Origin of the sequence: Paraburkholderia diazotrophica (assembly GCF_038900755.1) — a bacterium.
GTDB classification, from domain to species: Bacteria; Pseudomonadota; Gammaproteobacteria; order Burkholderiales; family Burkholderiaceae; genus Paraburkholderia; species Paraburkholderia diazotrophica_A.
On the sequence record NZ_JBBPEN010000006.1, the window covers coordinates 89,147 to 105,363 of the forward strand.

Annotated in this window: 14 protein-coding genes; 7 read left to right on the forward strand and 7 right to left on the reverse strand. The window is 64.5% G+C overall.

Annotated features, from left to right (window positions below):
- Positions 1 to 92: 92 nt before the first annotated feature.
- Entirely contained in the window at positions 93 to 2,435 is a 2,343-nt protein-coding gene (locus AABE10_RS19940; protein WP_342934979.1) for a bifunctional diguanylate cyclase/phosphodiesterase, read from the forward strand.
- 43 nt (positions 2,436 to 2,478) lie between these two features.
- On the opposite strand, the gene mnmH is transcribed toward AABE10_RS19940, so the two are convergent.
- Positions 2,479 to 3,525, reverse strand: a complete 1,047-nt coding sequence (gene mnmH, locus AABE10_RS19945; RefSeq protein ID WP_342934980.1) for a tRNA 2-selenouridine(34) synthase MnmH — start codon at positions 3,523 to 3,525, stop codon at positions 2,479 to 2,481.
- 224 nt (positions 3,526 to 3,749) lie between these two features.
- Here mnmH and AABE10_RS19950 point away from each other — a divergent pair, with 224 nt between their 5' ends.
- Complete coding sequence (locus AABE10_RS19950; protein ID WP_342934981.1) at positions 3,750 to 4,358, forward strand: CBS domain-containing protein; 609 nt, start codon at positions 3,750 to 3,752, stop codon at positions 4,356 to 4,358.
- Between the two features lie 60 nt (positions 4,359 to 4,418).
- On the opposite strand, the gene cobA is transcribed toward AABE10_RS19950, so the two are convergent.
- Positions 4,419 to 5,180: a uroporphyrinogen-III C-methyltransferase gene (gene cobA, locus AABE10_RS19955; RefSeq protein WP_342934982.1), complete on the reverse strand. Its 762-nt coding sequence runs from the start codon at positions 5,178 to 5,180 to the stop codon at positions 4,419 to 4,421.
- A 655-nt stretch (positions 5,181 to 5,835) separates the two neighbouring features.
- On the opposite strand from cobA, the gene AABE10_RS19960 reads away from it, so the two are divergent.
- The 5 genes from AABE10_RS19960 to AABE10_RS19980 all read left to right on the forward strand — a co-directional run bounded on the left by AABE10_RS19960 (position 5,836) and on the right by AABE10_RS19980 (position 10,234).
- Positions 5,836 to 6,069: a hypothetical protein gene (locus tag AABE10_RS19960; protein WP_342934983.1), complete on the forward strand. Its 234-nt coding sequence runs from the start codon at positions 5,836 to 5,838 to the stop codon at positions 6,067 to 6,069.
- Positions 6,070 to 6,136: 67 nt separating this feature from the next.
- Complete coding sequence (locus tag AABE10_RS19965; RefSeq protein ID WP_342934984.1) at positions 6,137 to 7,027, forward strand: SMP-30/gluconolactonase/LRE family protein; 891 nt, start codon at positions 6,137 to 6,139, stop codon at positions 7,025 to 7,027.
- A gap of 217 nt (positions 7,028 to 7,244) precedes the next feature.
- Entirely contained in the window at positions 7,245 to 8,252 is a 1,008-nt protein-coding gene (locus AABE10_RS19970) for a LacI family DNA-binding transcriptional regulator (RefSeq protein ID WP_342935262.1), read from the forward strand.
- 542 nt (positions 8,253 to 8,794) lie between these two features.
- Positions 8,795 to 9,676 (forward strand): hypothetical protein, encoded by an 882-nt coding sequence (locus AABE10_RS19975; protein WP_342934985.1) that lies wholly within the window; start codon positions 8,795 to 8,797, stop codon positions 9,674 to 9,676.
- 117 nt (positions 9,677 to 9,793) lie between these two features.
- Positions 9,794 to 10,234: a PRC-barrel domain-containing protein gene (locus AABE10_RS19980; RefSeq protein WP_342934986.1), complete on the forward strand. Its 441-nt coding sequence runs from the start codon at positions 9,794 to 9,796 to the stop codon at positions 10,232 to 10,234.
- A gap of 131 nt (positions 10,235 to 10,365) precedes the next feature.
- On the opposite strand, the gene rpoD is transcribed toward AABE10_RS19980, so the two are convergent.
- From rpoD to AABE10_RS20005, 5 genes are all read right to left on the reverse strand, one after another.
- The gene (gene rpoD, locus AABE10_RS19985; RefSeq protein WP_342934987.1) at positions 10,366 to 12,363 is read right to left on the reverse strand and encodes an RNA polymerase sigma factor RpoD; all 1,998 of its coding nucleotides are present in this window, start codon (positions 12,361 to 12,363) and stop codon (positions 10,366 to 10,368) included.
- Positions 12,364 to 12,668: 305 nt separating this feature from the next.
- A complete protein-coding gene (locus tag AABE10_RS19990; RefSeq protein WP_342934988.1) occupies positions 12,669 to 12,929 on the reverse strand; it encodes a hypothetical protein in 261 nt (86 codons plus the stop codon).
- Between the two features lie 272 nt (positions 12,930 to 13,201).
- The gene (gene fabI / locus AABE10_RS19995; protein WP_342934989.1) at positions 13,202 to 13,981 is read right to left on the reverse strand and encodes an enoyl-ACP reductase FabI; all 780 of its coding nucleotides are present in this window, start codon (positions 13,979 to 13,981) and stop codon (positions 13,202 to 13,204) included.
- Between the two features lie 2 nt (positions 13,982 to 13,983).
- Positions 13,984 to 15,165 carry an acetate/propionate family kinase gene (locus AABE10_RS20000; RefSeq protein ID WP_342934990.1) on the reverse strand — a complete coding sequence of 394 codons (1,182 nt, stop codon included), beginning with the start codon at positions 15,163 to 15,165 and terminating at the stop codon, positions 13,984 to 13,986.
- 19 nt (positions 15,166 to 15,184) lie between these two features.
- A complete protein-coding gene (locus AABE10_RS20005; protein ID WP_342934991.1) occupies positions 15,185 to 16,162 on the reverse strand; it encodes a phosphate acetyltransferase in 978 nt (325 codons plus the stop codon).
- Between the last annotated feature and the right edge of the window lie 55 nt (positions 16,163 to 16,217).

Here is a 16,217-nt window from a genome sequence, read left to right on the forward strand (position 1 = left end):
GCGCGCATGACTGTTTTCATATGAAGTATCAACCTCGGGCCAGAGATGCCGTTATACATCGGCAGAGTCACCGGAACTGGCCTGAGCCCAACATGCTTTCCTCCTCAACGGATCGGACGTCCGACGCCGGATTGCAACACCGGTTTCACCGACGTTCACTGGAACATCAGCGACCCCTCGCAACCATGACGATGGCGTTTACCGTCATCGTGTTCATGGCGTTCGCGTTCGCGCGCTGCTTCGTGGCGGGGCCGGCCGCGCCGCTCGTCTGGCGGCTTGCGTGCGCCGCGTGCCTTGCGCTGCTCGTCGCCGCGATTGCACGCGCGAAGAGCACATCGCAATTCGGCGCGCTTGGCGTCGCATATATGCTCGTGTTGCTTGCGGGGCTCGCATTGAATGTCGATGGACTCGACGTGCCGTTGGCGTGGGCGCTGCCCGCGATGGTCGCGATTCCCGTCTGCGCGGCGCCGCTGTGGCTCACGCCTGCGCATTTTTTCGTCGGCAGCGCGCTCTTCTGTGCAACGGGCGTGCCGCTGTTGATGAGCCTGCCGCGCGCGCAAGGCGATGCGAACGTCGTGTGGTGGATGTGGCTCGCCATCGCGCTGCCGATGGCCGCCGTGTTTCACTTCGGCTTCTATCGCTTCAGGCGCAATCACTTTATGCTCGAAGACGGCCTCGCGCGCCTTGCCGCAACCGATCCGCTGACGGGACTGCACAACCGCCGCGCGTTTCTCGACCAGGCGGGGATGCGTCTGTCGAAGCTGGACCGCGATTCAAGCGTCAGCGCCATTTTTATCGACATCGATCACTTCAAGTCGCTGAACGACCGGTTTGGTCATGCAGTCGGCGACCAGGCGCTGTCGAACGTCGCGCGCATGCTGAAGGACATGACGACGCCCGCCGACATCGTCGGCCGCATCGGCGGAGAAGAATTCGTGCTGCTGCACGACGCGGCCTTGCGCCCTGCCGCGCAGTTCGCCGAAACATTGCGCATCGCAATCGGCCGCATTGCGCGTCCCGATGGCCTCTTGAGCGCGAGCTTCGGCGTTGCGCAATACCGATGCGGTGAGAGCGTGATGGCGCTGCTCGATCGTGCCGACGAGGCCTTGCTGCGAGCGAAGCATACGGGGCGCAACTGCGTGTGCGTCGAACGCGCGGCGCCCGTCGATCCTGTGCGTCTCACATGGGCGCATGATCTCGCGGACGGCGCTTCGTCGGAGCCGCTTCGCCAGTTGTGGGACGACTTCTGGCTGACCTCGCACTTCCAGCCGCTCTACAGCCTTTCGCATCAGAAGCAGGTCGGCTTCGAGGCGTTGTTGCGCGGCGAGCGCGAGGACGGCTCGCGTGTGCCGCCTGCCGTGCTGTTTTCGCCGAGGCCGTTCAGCGATCAGGGCGATCTCGACCGCGCGAGCCACGCATTGCATCTCGGCAATGCGCGCCGTCTGATCCCTGATGACGCCTGGCTCTTTCTCAACATCCTGCCTGCCACTTTCATCGCCGACGGCTATGCGCGTCAGCTCGCGCAGCTCGTGGGCTCGGCGGGGCTCGCGCCGGATCGCGTGGTGCTCGAACTGCTGGAGTCGCATGGCGGCAGCGTCGACGACATGTCGCGCGCGGCGGGGCAGTATCGCGAGCACGGCTTTCTGATTGCCGTCGACGATTTCGGCGCGGGCCACTCGAACCTCGACCGTCTGCTGCGCATCCGGCCCGATCTCGTGAAGCTCGACGGCGAGCTGATACGCGCAACGAGTCCGGGCGTCGAGCAGCCGATCTTGCCGAAGCTCGTCTCGCTGCTGCATCAGGCGGGCATGCTGGTGGTGGTGGAAGGCGTCGAGACGACGCAGCAGCTGATTCTCGCCGTCGAATCGAACGTCGACTTCGCGCAAGGCTTTTTGCTTGGCCGGCCGTCGCCGTCCATTACACCGCCCGACGCCGTGCACCGGCGCATCGATCACGCATTCGATGTGATCGCGCAAGGGCGCGCGCATCAGCACGCGGTGTTCGAAGCGGAAGTGCGGCCGTACCTGCAGGCGCTCGATGCAGCCGTCGACGCATGGCAGAAAGGCGCGCCGCTCGACGGCGCATTCCGCGATCTCGCGCAACTGGAGCTATGCGTCAGCTGCTTCGTGCTCGACGATACCGGGCGGCAGATCGGACGTGAAGTGACGGGCAGGGCGTCGGCGGTCGATGGCGGTTCGCTGCATCCCGTCGCGAATCCGCGCGATGCGCGCTGGGACCATCGGCCGTATTTCCGCAATGCCGTGCTGCGTCCGGGCGTGCCCGTCACGAGCAGCCCGTATCTGTCGCTGGCGAGCGGCAGGCCGTGCATCGCCGTGACGGTCGCGTTGCAGTCGCCCGAGGGGCGCTGCGTGGTCGGCGCGGAGCTTGACTGGTCGCTGCGGCGTCTGCCGTGGCCGACGGCCGAGCATTGGTGATGCGCCGCGCGCGAGCGCTTCGGCGCATCGATGCGTTGAAGCGTTAGCGCAGTTGCGCGAGCAGCGCGCGCGCCTGTTCGTGGAGATCGGCGTCCGTGGGCCGCAGCGCGAAGCGCATCGACTGCGGCAACTGCGCATAGTGCTTGCCCGTGCTGCGCGCGTAGGCGGGATCGTAGTGCAGGTCGATCAACTGCTCGAAGAGTTCGACGCGTTTGTCTTCGTCGATCATCGTCTGCCATTCGCCGATTCTCGCGCGACCGTGCAACTCGATCAGCTTCGCGAGTTGCGCCTTGAAGAACTCGCGGTTGTCGAACAGGTGCGCATAGTCTTGCAGCAGCAGACGGATGCGCTCGCCGCGCTCCGTTTCCACCCGGATGCACGTGCCGCGATGAATCTGCTCCGTCAGCGAGACGGGCAGCGATATCGAACCGATGCGCCGGCTTTCCGCTTCGACGAATACGGGCCGGTTCGGATCGAATGCGCGCAACGCGGAGACGAGGGCGGTATCGAAGGCCTTCTGCGAAGGCTGCGCCTCGTTCGGCAGCATGCCCAGAATCGAACCGCGATGCGCGGCGAGCCCTTCGAGATCGAGCGTTTGCGCATCGGTTCCGGCGAGCGCGTTCAGGAGCCGCGTCTTGCCGCTGCCCGTATGGCCCGCGAGAACGACGTAGCGGAATTGCCCCGGCAGCGTGTCGAGCGACTCGACGACGGCGTGCCGGTAGCTCTTGTAGCCACCGTCCAGTTGCCGCGCGCGCCAGCCGATCAGATTGAGCCACGTCGTCATCGACCCCGAGCGCTTGCCGCCGCGCCAGCAATAGACGAGCGGCCGCCAGTTGCGCGGACGGTCCGCGAACGTCGTTTCGAGGTGCGCGGCGATGTTGCGCGACACCATGGCCGCGCCTTGCCGGGTCGCCTCGAACGGCGACACCTGCTTGTACATCGTGCCGACGATCACGCGTTCCTCATTGGACAGAACGGGCGCATTGACCGCGCCGGGAATGTGGTCCTCGGCGAATTCGAGCGGCGTGCGGACATCGACGATTTCGTCGAATTCCGATATCTGGTCGAGCGGGGCGAGAAGCGATTTCAAGGGTTCGGGCACACGGGCCGTCGCGGCGCGACGTAAAGCGCAATTATCGCATGTCGGCGTTTTTGCCCTGTTTTCGCCGGACTTTTCCATTTCAGGCAGCGACAGCGCGTCGCGCGCAAATGCCTCACGTTATGATGTAAACTGGCAGCAAGCGATGAAAGCTGATCTGCATCGCTGGAATTGCTGTTTCATGCACGGTCAACGTACCCTGGGGAGGGTCCAACATGTCGATCTCGTCGGTATTGAACTGGTGTTTCGGGAACCCGAGCCATCACGCCGGGGCCATGGATGACCGCGCTCAGGGCGACGGCGAAACGAATCCGGGCGAAGGCCGGGCGCGGGGGCAACAGGACGAACGGCGAACGGCACTCGGCGAGCTGCAACGGCAGGCCTATTTCCAGCACTTGCTGCGGCTCACGTGCGCGGACGTGATGCGCAAGCCGCCCGTCACCGTGACCGTCGACGATACGATCGGCGCAGCGTTGAAGGTGCTCGATTCGCACCATATCAAGCTGCTGCCCGTCGTCGATGCAGAGGGTTGCCTGAAAGGCGTGGTCACGCATGTCGATTTGCAACCGCTCGATGCCGTTCTGCCTTTCCTCAAGCTCGCGTCCGATACGACCGTGCCCGAGAGCGAGCGGCGCGCGCGGCCCGTGACCACGGTGATGTCGCGCAAGGTCCACTGCGTGGCGGAGATGACGCCGCTCACCGATGTCATTCCGCTCTTCACGCAAAAAGAAGGGCATCATCATTTGCCCGTGGTGGGCGAGGGCGGCCGTGTGGTCGGCGTGCTGACGCAGGCCGACATCATGAAGATCATGTGCGGCCAATGAGCGGTTGCCACGCCAGCCATAAGCGGCAATCAGCGGCTAATTGGCAATAAGTCGGCACGCTCACGCGCTCAGCCGGCACATCGACTCGCTGCGCGCGGCCAGTTGCGCCACGCCTTCCCCAATCGCCCGGCCGATCAAAATCACGGCCGGGCTCGCAATGTTTTCCGATGCGGCGCGCGCCGCAATCTCGCCGAGCGTTGCGCACACGCGCTTTTCCTGCGATGTGCCGGCCCACTGCACGACGGCGGCGGGCGTGTCGACGGGGAGCGATTTGCCGAGCGCTTCGCTGATGCCTTCGATGCGGCTCGCGCCCATGTAGATCGCGAGCGTCATGCCTGTGGCCGCGAGCGTCGCCCAGTCGGGTTCGCTGCCGTCGCGCAGATGCGCCGTCACGAAGATTACCCCCTGGCAATGGTCGCGATGCGTGAGCGACACGCCGAGCCCCGCTGCCGCTGCAAAGCCCGACGAGATCCCGTTGACGATATCGACGTCGATGCCCGCGCTGCGCAGGTCGGCGATTTCTTCGCCCGCGCGGCCGAACAGCAGCGCATCGCCGCCCTTGATCCGCACGACGTGGCGCCCTTGCAGCGCATAGCGGCGCATCAGGCGCTGGATGAACGCTTGCGGTGTCGACTTGCAGCCGCCGCGCTTGCCGACCTTGATCACCCGCGCATGAGCCGCTTTTAGCGTACTGATCTCGTCATTGACGAGATCGTCGATCAGCAGCACGTCGGCGGCCGCGATGGCCTTCGCCGCCTTGAAGGTGAGCAGGTCGAGATCGCCGGGTCCCGCGCTGACCAGTGAGACTTTGCCCATATTCATCCGTTTTTCCATCGCGTGTGTCCGTCAATCGATGCCGCCAACGCAAACGGCGTCCCGCTCGTGCTTGCACGAAGGGGACGCCGCTGTCCTGTCTGCTTTTTACCTGTTCCCGTGATGGGCTTCGTGCCCGGACCGGATGCCGGCGCCTTTGCCGGCGAACGGCGGTATCGCAAGAACGAGGCCAGTCGTCGAAACGCGCGCGCCGTTCATGTGTGCAACGTGCGGCGGGCTTCGTTGCTAGCGGGCAAATCGAGTGAGCGATGCAATGCGTCTGACGATTTCGCCGCGCCTTATAGTGCACTTATGCTGTGCTGCGACGCACCACGAAAGTGCTTGCGAGCATCGCGATGAATCGCTGACCTCGGCTGCTATCGAGACTAAATGATCGCGGCATCGCCTGTGGGCGCGGCCGTCCGCTCAAACGTCGCGCTTGGCATATCGCTTGCGTTGTTAACCTGCCGCAGCGTCAACGACGAGCCGCGGCGCAGCAAAAGCCTTCTGGCCTTCCTGGCACTTTTGCAGCATCGAATTGGACAACGGCGTCCCCTCAGTCTGGTCTTGGAACCGGACTGGCGGGACGCCGTTGGCGTTTACTCCCGCGCGTTCTTCGCGTTGCACCCGAACGGACGCGGCACGACAAGCACCTGGAGACAACATGAAGCAGCGCCTCTCGACGTTGATCGACTTCTTCGCCCGCGATCGCGTGCCTGTGGCTGCCCTCGCCAGCGACGACGAGGACAGCCGCCAGCGACATGGCGCGAGCATGCGTCCCGAACGGCTCAGGGAGCGGCGCGCGCCGCGTGCGCGAATGCAACGCGGCGATGCGCGCAGAATGGTTCGCGCAACGGGCTGTGTGCGAAAAACGGTTGCGACGCTGAACGTTGCATGATTGTTTGCTACTGTTGATCGATCCGCGCCGCGTGCGTTTTCAAGAGCCACGAGAGAGGACCATCATCATGCAGACGTTCGAATGTGTATTGCCCGCTGCCGCCGCGCTTGGCGAATGTCCACGCTGGGATGAGCGCCGCACGAAGCTGTGGTGGGTCGATATCCAGGCGCCCGCGCTGCATGGCTTCGATCCGAAGACAGGGCAGGATGTGGCGATCCCGATGCCCGAGAACATCGGGTGCTTTTCGCTGACGGAAGACGACGGTTTTATCGCCGGCATGCGCACGGGCATCTTTCTGCTGGACGAAAACGGGCAGGTGGTGCGCAAGCTCTGCGCGAACCCGGAGAATCCCGCGACGAGCCGCTTCAACGATGGCCGCTGCGATGCGCATGGCCGGTTCTGGCTCGGCACGTTAGACGAACCGAAGGCGGGCAATGCCGCATCGTTGTATCGCTACGCGAACGGCGAGCTGACGAAGATCGACCCAGGTCTGCTGACGTCGAACGGCATGGCGTTCAGTCCCGACTCCCGTTGGTGTTATCACTCGGATACGCCGCGCTTCACGATCTACCGGCATGCGTATGACGTCGACAGCGGCGAGGTCGGGCCGCGCGAAGACTGGATGAAGTTCGAGCCGACGCCGACGGATCGCGGGCGTCCGGATGGCGCATCGGTGGACAGCGAAGGCTGCTACTGGTCCGCGCTGTACGAAGGCGGACGGGTCGTGCGCATTTCGCCGGAGGGCAAGATCGTCGGCGAATATCCGTTGTCCGCGCGCTGCCCGACGATGTGCGCGTTCGGCGGCGACGATCTGCGCACGCTCTATGTGACCACCGCGCGCCAGGGCCGTCCCGCCGAGGAGCTCGAACAGTATCCGCAATCGGGCGGCGTCTTCGCGATGCGCGTATCCGTGCCGGGACTGATCGAAAAGCGCAGTGCATTGCGCGTGACGGATTGAATCGGCGAAACGCGCACGCATCGAATCCGGCGCTGCGTTCATCATGCGTCGTGTCGCTCGTGTCGCTTTCTTCGCAGACGCACGGGGCGCGTGCGACGTTGCCGTTATCATATGCGGCTGATAAAGAACGCGACCCCAAACGATCAGCATGTCCAGCACTCCACGCAGCACCAGACGCGCCATCGAAACACGCAACGCGCTAGCGGGACCGCCGCGCATGTCGGATGTCGCGGCGCTCGCGGGCGTATCGAAGATGACGGTCTCGCGCGTGCTCGCCGGCCGCGGCGTCGCGCCTGCTACGCGCGAGCGCGTGCAGCGGGCCATCGACGAACTCGGCTACGTCGCGGATGCGGCGGCAGGCGCGTTGTCCTCGGGCCGCTCGGCGTTTGCGGCGGTGCTCGTGCCGTCGCTTGCCAGTTCCAACTTCTCCGACACCGTGCGGGGACTCACGGCCGCGCTCGAGCCGCAAGGGCTGCAACTGCTGATCGGCGATACGGACTACGACCTCGAACGCGAAGAGCGGCTCGTGCGCTCGATGCTGCGCCATCAGCCGCGCTGCATCGCGCTGACGGGCGCGCAGCATACGAGCGGGACGCGCGAGTTGCTGTTGCGCTCGGGCGTGCCCGTCGTCGAGATGTGGGATCTGCCCGCCTCGCCGATCGATGCCGCCGTGGGCTTTTCCAACGCGAAGGCCGCGCGCGAGATGGTTCGCTATCTGGTCGAGCGCGGCTATCGGCGCATCGGTTTTCTCGGCGGCGCGAGCGAGCTCGACCGGCGTGGCCTCGAACGTCTCAAGGGCTATCTGCAGGAAGTGAAGGCGCAGAGCCTGGGCGAGCCGCGCGTCGTGCGTCTCGGCGAGTCGCCCATCACGATGAGCCACGGCGCGCCCGCGCTCGATGCGCTGTTGCATCAATGGCCCGACACGGACGCGGTGATGTGCGTGAGCGACATGTCCGCGTTCGGCGCGATCATGCAATGCCGCCGGCGCGGCTTGTCGGTGCCGGGCGATATCGCCATCGCGGGCTTCGGCAATTTCGAAGTGGCCGCGTGCTGCGCGCCCACCATCACGACGATTTCCGTCGACGCGTACGGCATCGGCACGCGCACGGGCGAAGCGCTGCTGGCCGCGCTCGCGGCACAGGACGGCGCGGCGGCATCGACGCGCGCTTCGGCGCACAAGAGCGTGAAAATCGATTTCAGCGTGATCGCGCGCGAGAGCGCGTAGCACGCTTTTCAGCGGACCATCATCGGCCCGCAGCCTGTCGCGCATGCGCATGGCAAGGTGCAGGGGCCGCCCATCATCGGAGGATCGCCTGTCATGACCGCATCGACGGAAACGAACTATTTGCCCGACGATCTCGGCCGCGCGCCGGCTGCTCGGCTCGAGCGCGTAATGGTGGGCGTATGCAGGATCGCGTAAAGGCGTATGGAGAAAACGTTTGCACGTCCCGTTTCATAGGCTCACAAGGGAACATGCTCAGGATCGCAAAGTTAACCGGACGGCCTTCATTCTTTCCCGGATTAAAATGTATGCGTAAAGGCCTAAAGATCTGCAATTTGCAGTCGATATAAAGGCAAGAATAAAAGGCGCGTCGAGCGCCTGTGTAGTCGAACTGCACGCCAGGTACTTCGGTGCCTGGCGTTTTTTCTTGGCTGATCACTTGCCAGAACGCGGCCTGCCAGAGCCGTAGCCCGCTTGCCGCATCCCGTTCATCGAATGCGCTTAGAATGCGAACTGATAGCGCGTTCGACCCGTCGAGACGAACCGTGAGAAGAACAAGACGCACCGATAGCGTCATCATCAACGGAGAGGATGTTGTGCATTTTCTGAATCGCGCGGTTGCCAGGGCAAATGGAGTCGGGCTCAAGCTGTGTATCGCGACGGCACTGTGCATGAGCGCGGCTGCCTATGGGGCGACGAATGCATCGACGAATACATCGGCGAACGCAGCCTCCAAAGCCGCCGAGCCGGAAGCGTCGAGCACGACGTCGATGCCGGAACACGTTACAGCCGACGATCCCGTCAAGGTGCGCGATGCGCTCGCTGGCCAGATGCCCGCTGCCGCGACGCAATCGCTCAGCGAGCGCATTCGCAATCTCGCGCGTCAGCCGTTCGACCGCATCTTTCACGGCCATGCGGCGACCACGGAGAACGGACAACGCACGTTCCTGTTCATGATTCCCGCGCCGCACGGCATTCTGTACCGCTCGGCGACGCATCGGCTGAGCGTGAACGTGCCGCTTGCCAGCGACGAGCATCCCGAAGCGATCCAGCTGTATCTGAAGATCGTCGGCCCGAGAGGGCGAGGGCTCGTGATCGCGCCCGACGCGAAGGCCAAGGGCTACATCCAGACCATCGACCTGATTCAGCTGAAGACAGAAGGCGCAACGAAGACCGTCGCGCGCGGGCGCCTGATGCTTTCGCAAGAGGCATTCGAAAGCGCCGGCGATAACTTCGCGATCGTGCTTGTCTGCACGCTGGAGCCGCCGTATCTGACGCAGACGAGCGAGCACAGCGATCCGACCGACGAAGAGCCCACCGACATCACCCGTCGAACCTCGACGCTTCACGCAAGCGTTCGGGCCGTCTGGCTCGTGAACCAGAAGGACGGCTCCGTGCTGGGCAAAGGACTGAGCCTCGCGAAGTAGCATGACGAGAAGTGCACCGTGTACCCTCCTGCGACGGCTTGTTTCTGATGCGGTAAGGTATGTCGCTTCTCACAGCAGCGGCAATTCCTCGCAACATTTCACATCGGAGAATAAGCTATGAAGGCAAACTGGGCAGCGGTTCTGATCGCCGCATCGACGGCCGGCGTGTTTTCGGTTCAGGCGAGCGCGCAGGTGGCGGGCGCACAGACCATCGGCGTGAGCGTCGAGCAGGAATCGATCATCATCAACGGCTGGAGTGCGAAGAAGAGCCTGCTGGGCAAGCCGATCTACAACGAGCAGGGCCAGAAGGTCGGCGTGCTGCACGACATCATCATTTCGCCGGACAATGCCGCTTCGTTTGCGGTCGTCGCCGCGCATCAGTTCCTTGGCGTGTCGCAGCACGATGTCGCGATCCCGATGTCGCAACTCGACTATACGGGCGGCAAGCTCGTCTGGGCCGGCGCGACGAAAGACGCGGTGAAGGCCATTCCCGCGTTCCAGTATTCGAAGGTGCGCGCGACGCCGATGGCTCGCAAGGAATACGGCGAGCATCATTGATGCGTTGGCTGCATCATTTGCTCCCGTAGCGCGCGCGTTCAGCGGGCAATAAAAAACGCGCGACAGCTTGAGACTGTCGCGCGTTTTGTTTTCGCGTGCTGAGCGTCACGGCGACGCTCAGCTTCGAGCCGTTAGCCGCGCTCGAGGAACGGGCGCAGCTTGTCCGCGCGGCTCGGGTGATTGAGCTTGCGAATCGCCTTGCCTTCGATCTGGCGGATACGTTCGCGCGTCACGTCGAACTGGCGGCCCACTTCTTCGAGCGTCAGTTCCGATGCCGTGTCGATCCCGTAGCGCATGCGCAGCACCTTCGCTTCGCGCGGCGTGAGCGCGTCGAGCGCTTCGTCGATCGCGCGGCGCATGTTCGCGTGGACGGCGGCATCGGCGGGCGACGTCGCGGACGTGTCTTCGATCATGTCGCCGAGCGTCGTGTCGGCATCTTCGCCGACGGGCGAATCGAGCGACGCCGGATTCTTGGCGATCTTCAGGATGCTGCGGATCTTCGCCTCAGGCATGTCCATGCGCTCGGCGAGCACGGACGGATGCGGCTCCTGGCCCGTTTGCTGGACGATCTCGCGCTGAATGCGGTTCAGCTTGTTGATCGATTCGATCATGTGGACAGGCACGCGGATGGTGCGCGCCTGGTCCGCGATCGCGCGCGTGATGGCCTGACGGACCCACCACGTCGCGTACGTCGAGAACTTCCAGCCGCGACGGTATTCGAACTTGTCCACCGCCTTCATCAGGCCGATGTTGCCTTCCTGGATCAGATCGAGGAAGTGCATGCCGCGATTGACGTACTTCTTCGCGATCGAAATGACGAGACGCAGGTTGGCTTCGATCATCTCGCGCTTGGCCTGGCGCATCTTCGATTCCGCCGAGTTCAGCTGCTTGTTGATCTGCTTGAGCTGTTGCAGCGGCAGCGCGATCGCGGCTTCGATATCGACGAGCTTTTGCTGCTCGGACTGGATCGCGGGCAGGTGACGCTCGAGCGCCGGACCATATGCCTTCGATTTCGCGGCCGTGCGCGTCGTCCATTCGAGATCGGTCTCGTTGCCCGGGAACGATTCGACGAACGCTTCGCGCGGCATGTCGCAACGGTCAACGGCGATCGACAGGATGTTGCGTTCGATCGCGCGAACCTGCGCGACCTGCGCCTGCACGTCCGCGCACAGGCGGTCGATGGTCTTGGCGGTGAAGCGGATCGGCGTGAGTTCCTGCTGGATCGACTCGCGCAGGTTCGCGATGGCCGTTGCGCGGCGCTTGTCCGTGACGGGCATGTCGGGCACGCTCGCAAACAGCGCGCGCACGCGCTCGAAGATCGCGAGACTGTCTGCCGTCAGCTGTTCGAGGCGCGCGGCGTTGGCCTTTTCGCCGCCGTCGTCGGAGAGATCGCTGTCTTCGTCATCCGAATCTTCGTCCGATGCGCTCGCTTCCAGTTCTTCTTCCGCGGCGGCGTCGGCTGCTTCGTCGTCCATCTCGGCGGCTTCGCTCGCATCGCTGATGCCGTCGACCAGTTCGTCGATGCGGATTTCACCCGCCACGACGCGGTCCACGTCCGCGAGAATCGTCGAGATGATGGACGGGCACATTGCGATGGCTTGCACCATGTCCTGCAGGCCGCCTTCGATGCGCTTCGCGATTTCGATTTCGCCGGCGCGCGTGAGCAGTTCGCTCGCGCCCATTTCGCGCATGTACATGCGGACGGGGTCGGTCGTGCGGCCGAATTCGGAGTCGACGGTGGACAGCGCGACTTCGGCTTCCTCATCGGCCTGATCGTCCGATGCGGCAGCCGACGGGCCGTCGTTCAACAGCAGCGTTTCCGCGTCGGGCGCCGTTTCGTACACGGCAACGCCCATTTCGCCGAACGTGCTGACGATGGTTTCCATCGCAGCCGTTTCGGTGAAATTGTCGGGGAGGTGGTCGTTGATGTCGGAGTGCGTCAAATAGCCGCGCTCGCGGCCTAGCGCGATCAGCGCGCGCATCTGACGTTGACGTTCTTCAGCGAGGGATTCCAGCAGGGCCGCGTCTTGCGGCACGGCTGCGGGTTGGGCCTTCGCCTTTGCGGCGCGCTTCGGCGCCTTCGATGCGGTGGTTTCGAACTGGGAGTTGTCCCGGTCAAGCTTTGCCAATACGTTCTCCTCGGCAGGCTGTTTCGCTACCCCGCGCGCACGCGCGCGGCAGGCAGCGTGACCTGTCGGATCGTGAGGGAGGGCGGGGTGTTGCACGAATCGATTGACGCGGAACGAACGATGCGCTGAAGGCCGCCGAAGCGCACTGAAATGCCCGTGCGTTCGCTGGTCCTTTCGCGCAGTGCCTTCCAGTTAGGACGCAATTCGACGCGTGCGAAAAAAGTGAATCTGTGAGTATAGCAGAAAAGTGGTGCAGTGCACCACTTTATGTAGCATGAAATGCGCCGTGCTGGTGCGTCGCGCTGTCATTGCCTTCTGGAAAGGTCCGCCGCGACGATGCCCGCGAGCGCAGCGACCACCACGCAGCCGACCGCCAGCAATGTCTTGGCGACGGCCATCGACACATGCTCCGGTCCGATGACGGCAAACGCGCCGACCAGCAGCCCGATCGCCGACAGCGCGAACATCGCCCACGGCGCGCCGCCATGCGCGACCTTGTCTTCGCGCGCGGCGGAGACCGCGTCGCGCGCTTTGTCCTGCTCCGGAATGATGGAAGGCGTGGGCACGGCGTGCGTTTTCGAAGAAGAGGAGATGGAAGTTATCTTATGCGACGCATCGTTCATTTCGACTACGTATTGCTTTCGGATCGTTGTATGAAACGCGCGCGTAGGCCGCTGCGGGCGGTCGCGCACGATCCATCATGTTATGAGATGTTGTTGCCCCCGTCAGCCGAGGGACGCGGCTGCGTGCAGAAGTACAACGCCTGTCAGGCGCGAATGGTTTACACGCGCAATCGGGGCGCCATTATCGAATGACGCCGCGCATTAGACGACGATATTCAGCCGATGATATTGACCCCGCCGTCGACGAACACCGTGTTGCCCGTCACGCGCCGCGCGTAGGGCGTCGCGAGGAACGCGCACGTGTAACCGACGTCCATGATGTCGACGAGTTCGCCGATGGGCGCGCGCTCGGCCGCTTCGTTGAGCAGCAGATCGAAGTCCTTGAGGCCTGACGCGGCGCGGGTCTTCAGCGGCCCCGGCGAAATCGGATGCACGCGGATGCGCTTGGGCCCGAGTTCGTGCGCGAGATAGCGGCACGACGCTTCGAGCGCCGCTTTCACCGGGCCCATCAGATCGTAGTTCGGCACGACGCGCGTCGCGCCCAGATAGCTCATCGCGAACATCGAGCCGCCTTCGTCCATCAGCGGCGCGGCGAGGCGCGCCATGCGGATGAACGAATGGCACGAGATGTCCATCGCCACCGAAAAGCCCTCCGCCGAGCTGTTCAGCAAGCCGCCTTGCAGATCGGCCTTGGGCGCGAACGCGATCGAATGCAGGGCGACGTCGAGCCGTCCCCATTCGTTGCGGACTGCGTCGAATACGGCTTCGAGCTCACCGGGCTTCGACACGTCGAGCGGCAGCAGCAGCGACGCGCCGAGTTCCTGCGCGAGCGGCTCGACGTAGGCCTTCGCCTTGTCGTTCAGATACGTGATGGCCAGCTCCGCGCCGAGTTCGCGAAACGCGCGCGCGCAGCCATACGCGATGGAGTGCTCATTGGCGATCCCGATGATCAGCACCTTGTACTGCGCGAGCGGCTGACCCGTTGGCTTGTCCATGCTTATCCCTCCAGCCGGCCGAGCGCATGCCGGGCGATCATCAGTTCTTCGTTGGTGGGGATGACCCAGACATCGACGGCGCTTTTCGCATCGCTGATGAGCGGACCGTGATGCGCGTTGGCCTCGTCGTCGAGTGACACGCCGAGCCATGCCGCCAGTTCGCAGACGCGCTTGCGCACGGCGTCCGCGTATTCGCCGATGCCTGCCGTGAACACGATCGCGTCGAGTCCGCCGAGCGCGGCCGCGAGCGAGCCGAGCTCGCGCGAGATGCGGTAGCAGAACAGCTCGACGGCAATGGCCGCTCTCGGGTCGTCGCTCGCGAGCAGCTCGCGCATGTCGCTGGAAATGCCGGATACGCCGAGCAGGCCCGAGCGCTTATACAACAGCGATTCGATCGCGCGGGCATCCATGTTCGCTTCTGCGAGCATCCACAGCACGACGCCGGGATCAAGGCTGCCCGAGCGCGTGCCCATCACGAGCCCTTCGACGGCCGTGAAGCCCATCGTGCTCGCGATACTCTTGCAGCGATCGAGGGCCGTCATGCTCGCGCCGTTGCCCAGGTGCAGCACGACGGTCTTGCCTTGCGCCGCGCGTTCGTCGCGCTCCGGCAGCACGCTCGCGATGTATTCGTACGACAGCCCGTGAAAGCCGTAGCGCCTCACGCCCCGGCTCGTGATGTCGGGTGGCAGCGCGAAGCGCGTCGCGACGGCGGGCTGCGTGTGATGAAACGCGGTGTCGAAGCACGCGATCTGCGGCACCTGTTCGTTGCGCGCCATGATCGAGCGGATTGCCGCGAGATTGTGCGGCTGGTGCAGAGGCGCGAGCGGCACGAGCGCTTCGAGTTCTTCCATCACGTGCGCATCGACGCGCACGGGCTCCGAATACCGGTCGCCGCCATGCACGACGCGATGGCCGACCGCGCGCAACGTCGCGCGGCCTTCGCCGTGGCTGCGCAGCCAGTCGAGCAGAAACGCGATCGCGTTGTCATGCCCGAGCTGCTCGCCGTCCGGCCAGCCCTTGTCTTCGAGCACTTCGCCGCTTTGCCGCTTCGCGATGAAATGCGGCTTCGCGTAGATCTCTTCGATCTTGCCGCCCGCAATGGGATCGAGCTGCGCGCCGTTCACGGCGAACGCATGAAACTTGATGCTCGACGAACCCGCGTTGATGACGAGGATGACGTCCATGCCGGTTCCTCAAACGTTCTCAGACGATGGCGGCCGCGGGCTGCTCGCGCCGCGCGAGCGCGACCATCGACGCGACCGCGCACGAAGCGAGCCGCGTGATCACCGAGTCGGCGCGGCTCGTCAAGATGATGGGCACCTTCGCGCCGAGCACGATGCCGGCCGCGTCCGCGCCCGCGAGAAACGTCAGGCTTTTCGCGAGCATGTTGCCCGCTTCGAGATCGGGGACGACGAGCACGTTCGCATGGCCCGCGACGGGCGACACGATGCCCTTGATCTTCGCGGCTTCTTCGCTGATCGCATTGTCGAGCGCGAGCGGGCCGTCGAGAATGCCGCCTGTGATCTGTCCGCGATCGGCCATCTTGCAGAGCGCGGCCGCTTCGAGCGTCGACGGTACTTTCGAGTTGACCGTTTCCATCGCCGACAGGATCGCCACGCGCGCCTCCGGAAAACGCAGCGCATGCGCGAGGTCGATTGCGTTCTGCACGATGTCGCGCTTTTCGTCGAGCGTCGGCGAGATGTTGACGGCGGCGTCCGTGATGATGAGGGGATCTTCGCGGCCCGGCACGTCCATGATGAAGCAGTGGCTCACGCGTCGTTCCGTGCGCAGGCCCGTATCGCGCGCGACCACGGCAGCCATCAGCTCGTCCGTGTGCAGCGATCCTTTCATCAGCGCCTGCGCCTTGCCTTCGTGCACGAGGCGCACCGCGCATTCGGCGGCTGCGTGGCTGTGCGGCGCGTCGACGATGGCCAGGTCGCCGAGATCGAGGTCGCCTTCCTTCGCGGCCGCCTCGATCTTCGCGCGTGGTCCGACGAGAATCGGCGCGATCAGCTTGAGGCGCGCGGCTTCGACGACGGCCGACAACGAATCGTGATCGCACGGATGCGCGACGGCGGTCGGCGTCGGCGGAAGGCTTGCGGCGAAGTCGACGAGACGCTCGTACTTTTCGCGCTTGTGTTCGCGCTGGGGTTCCATCGTGTGTGCCCTCGCATGTGCCATCGTGTGAAAAGCGACCCTGCATCGCCGATGCGCGCGGCGGCCCCTCGCGCTGCGT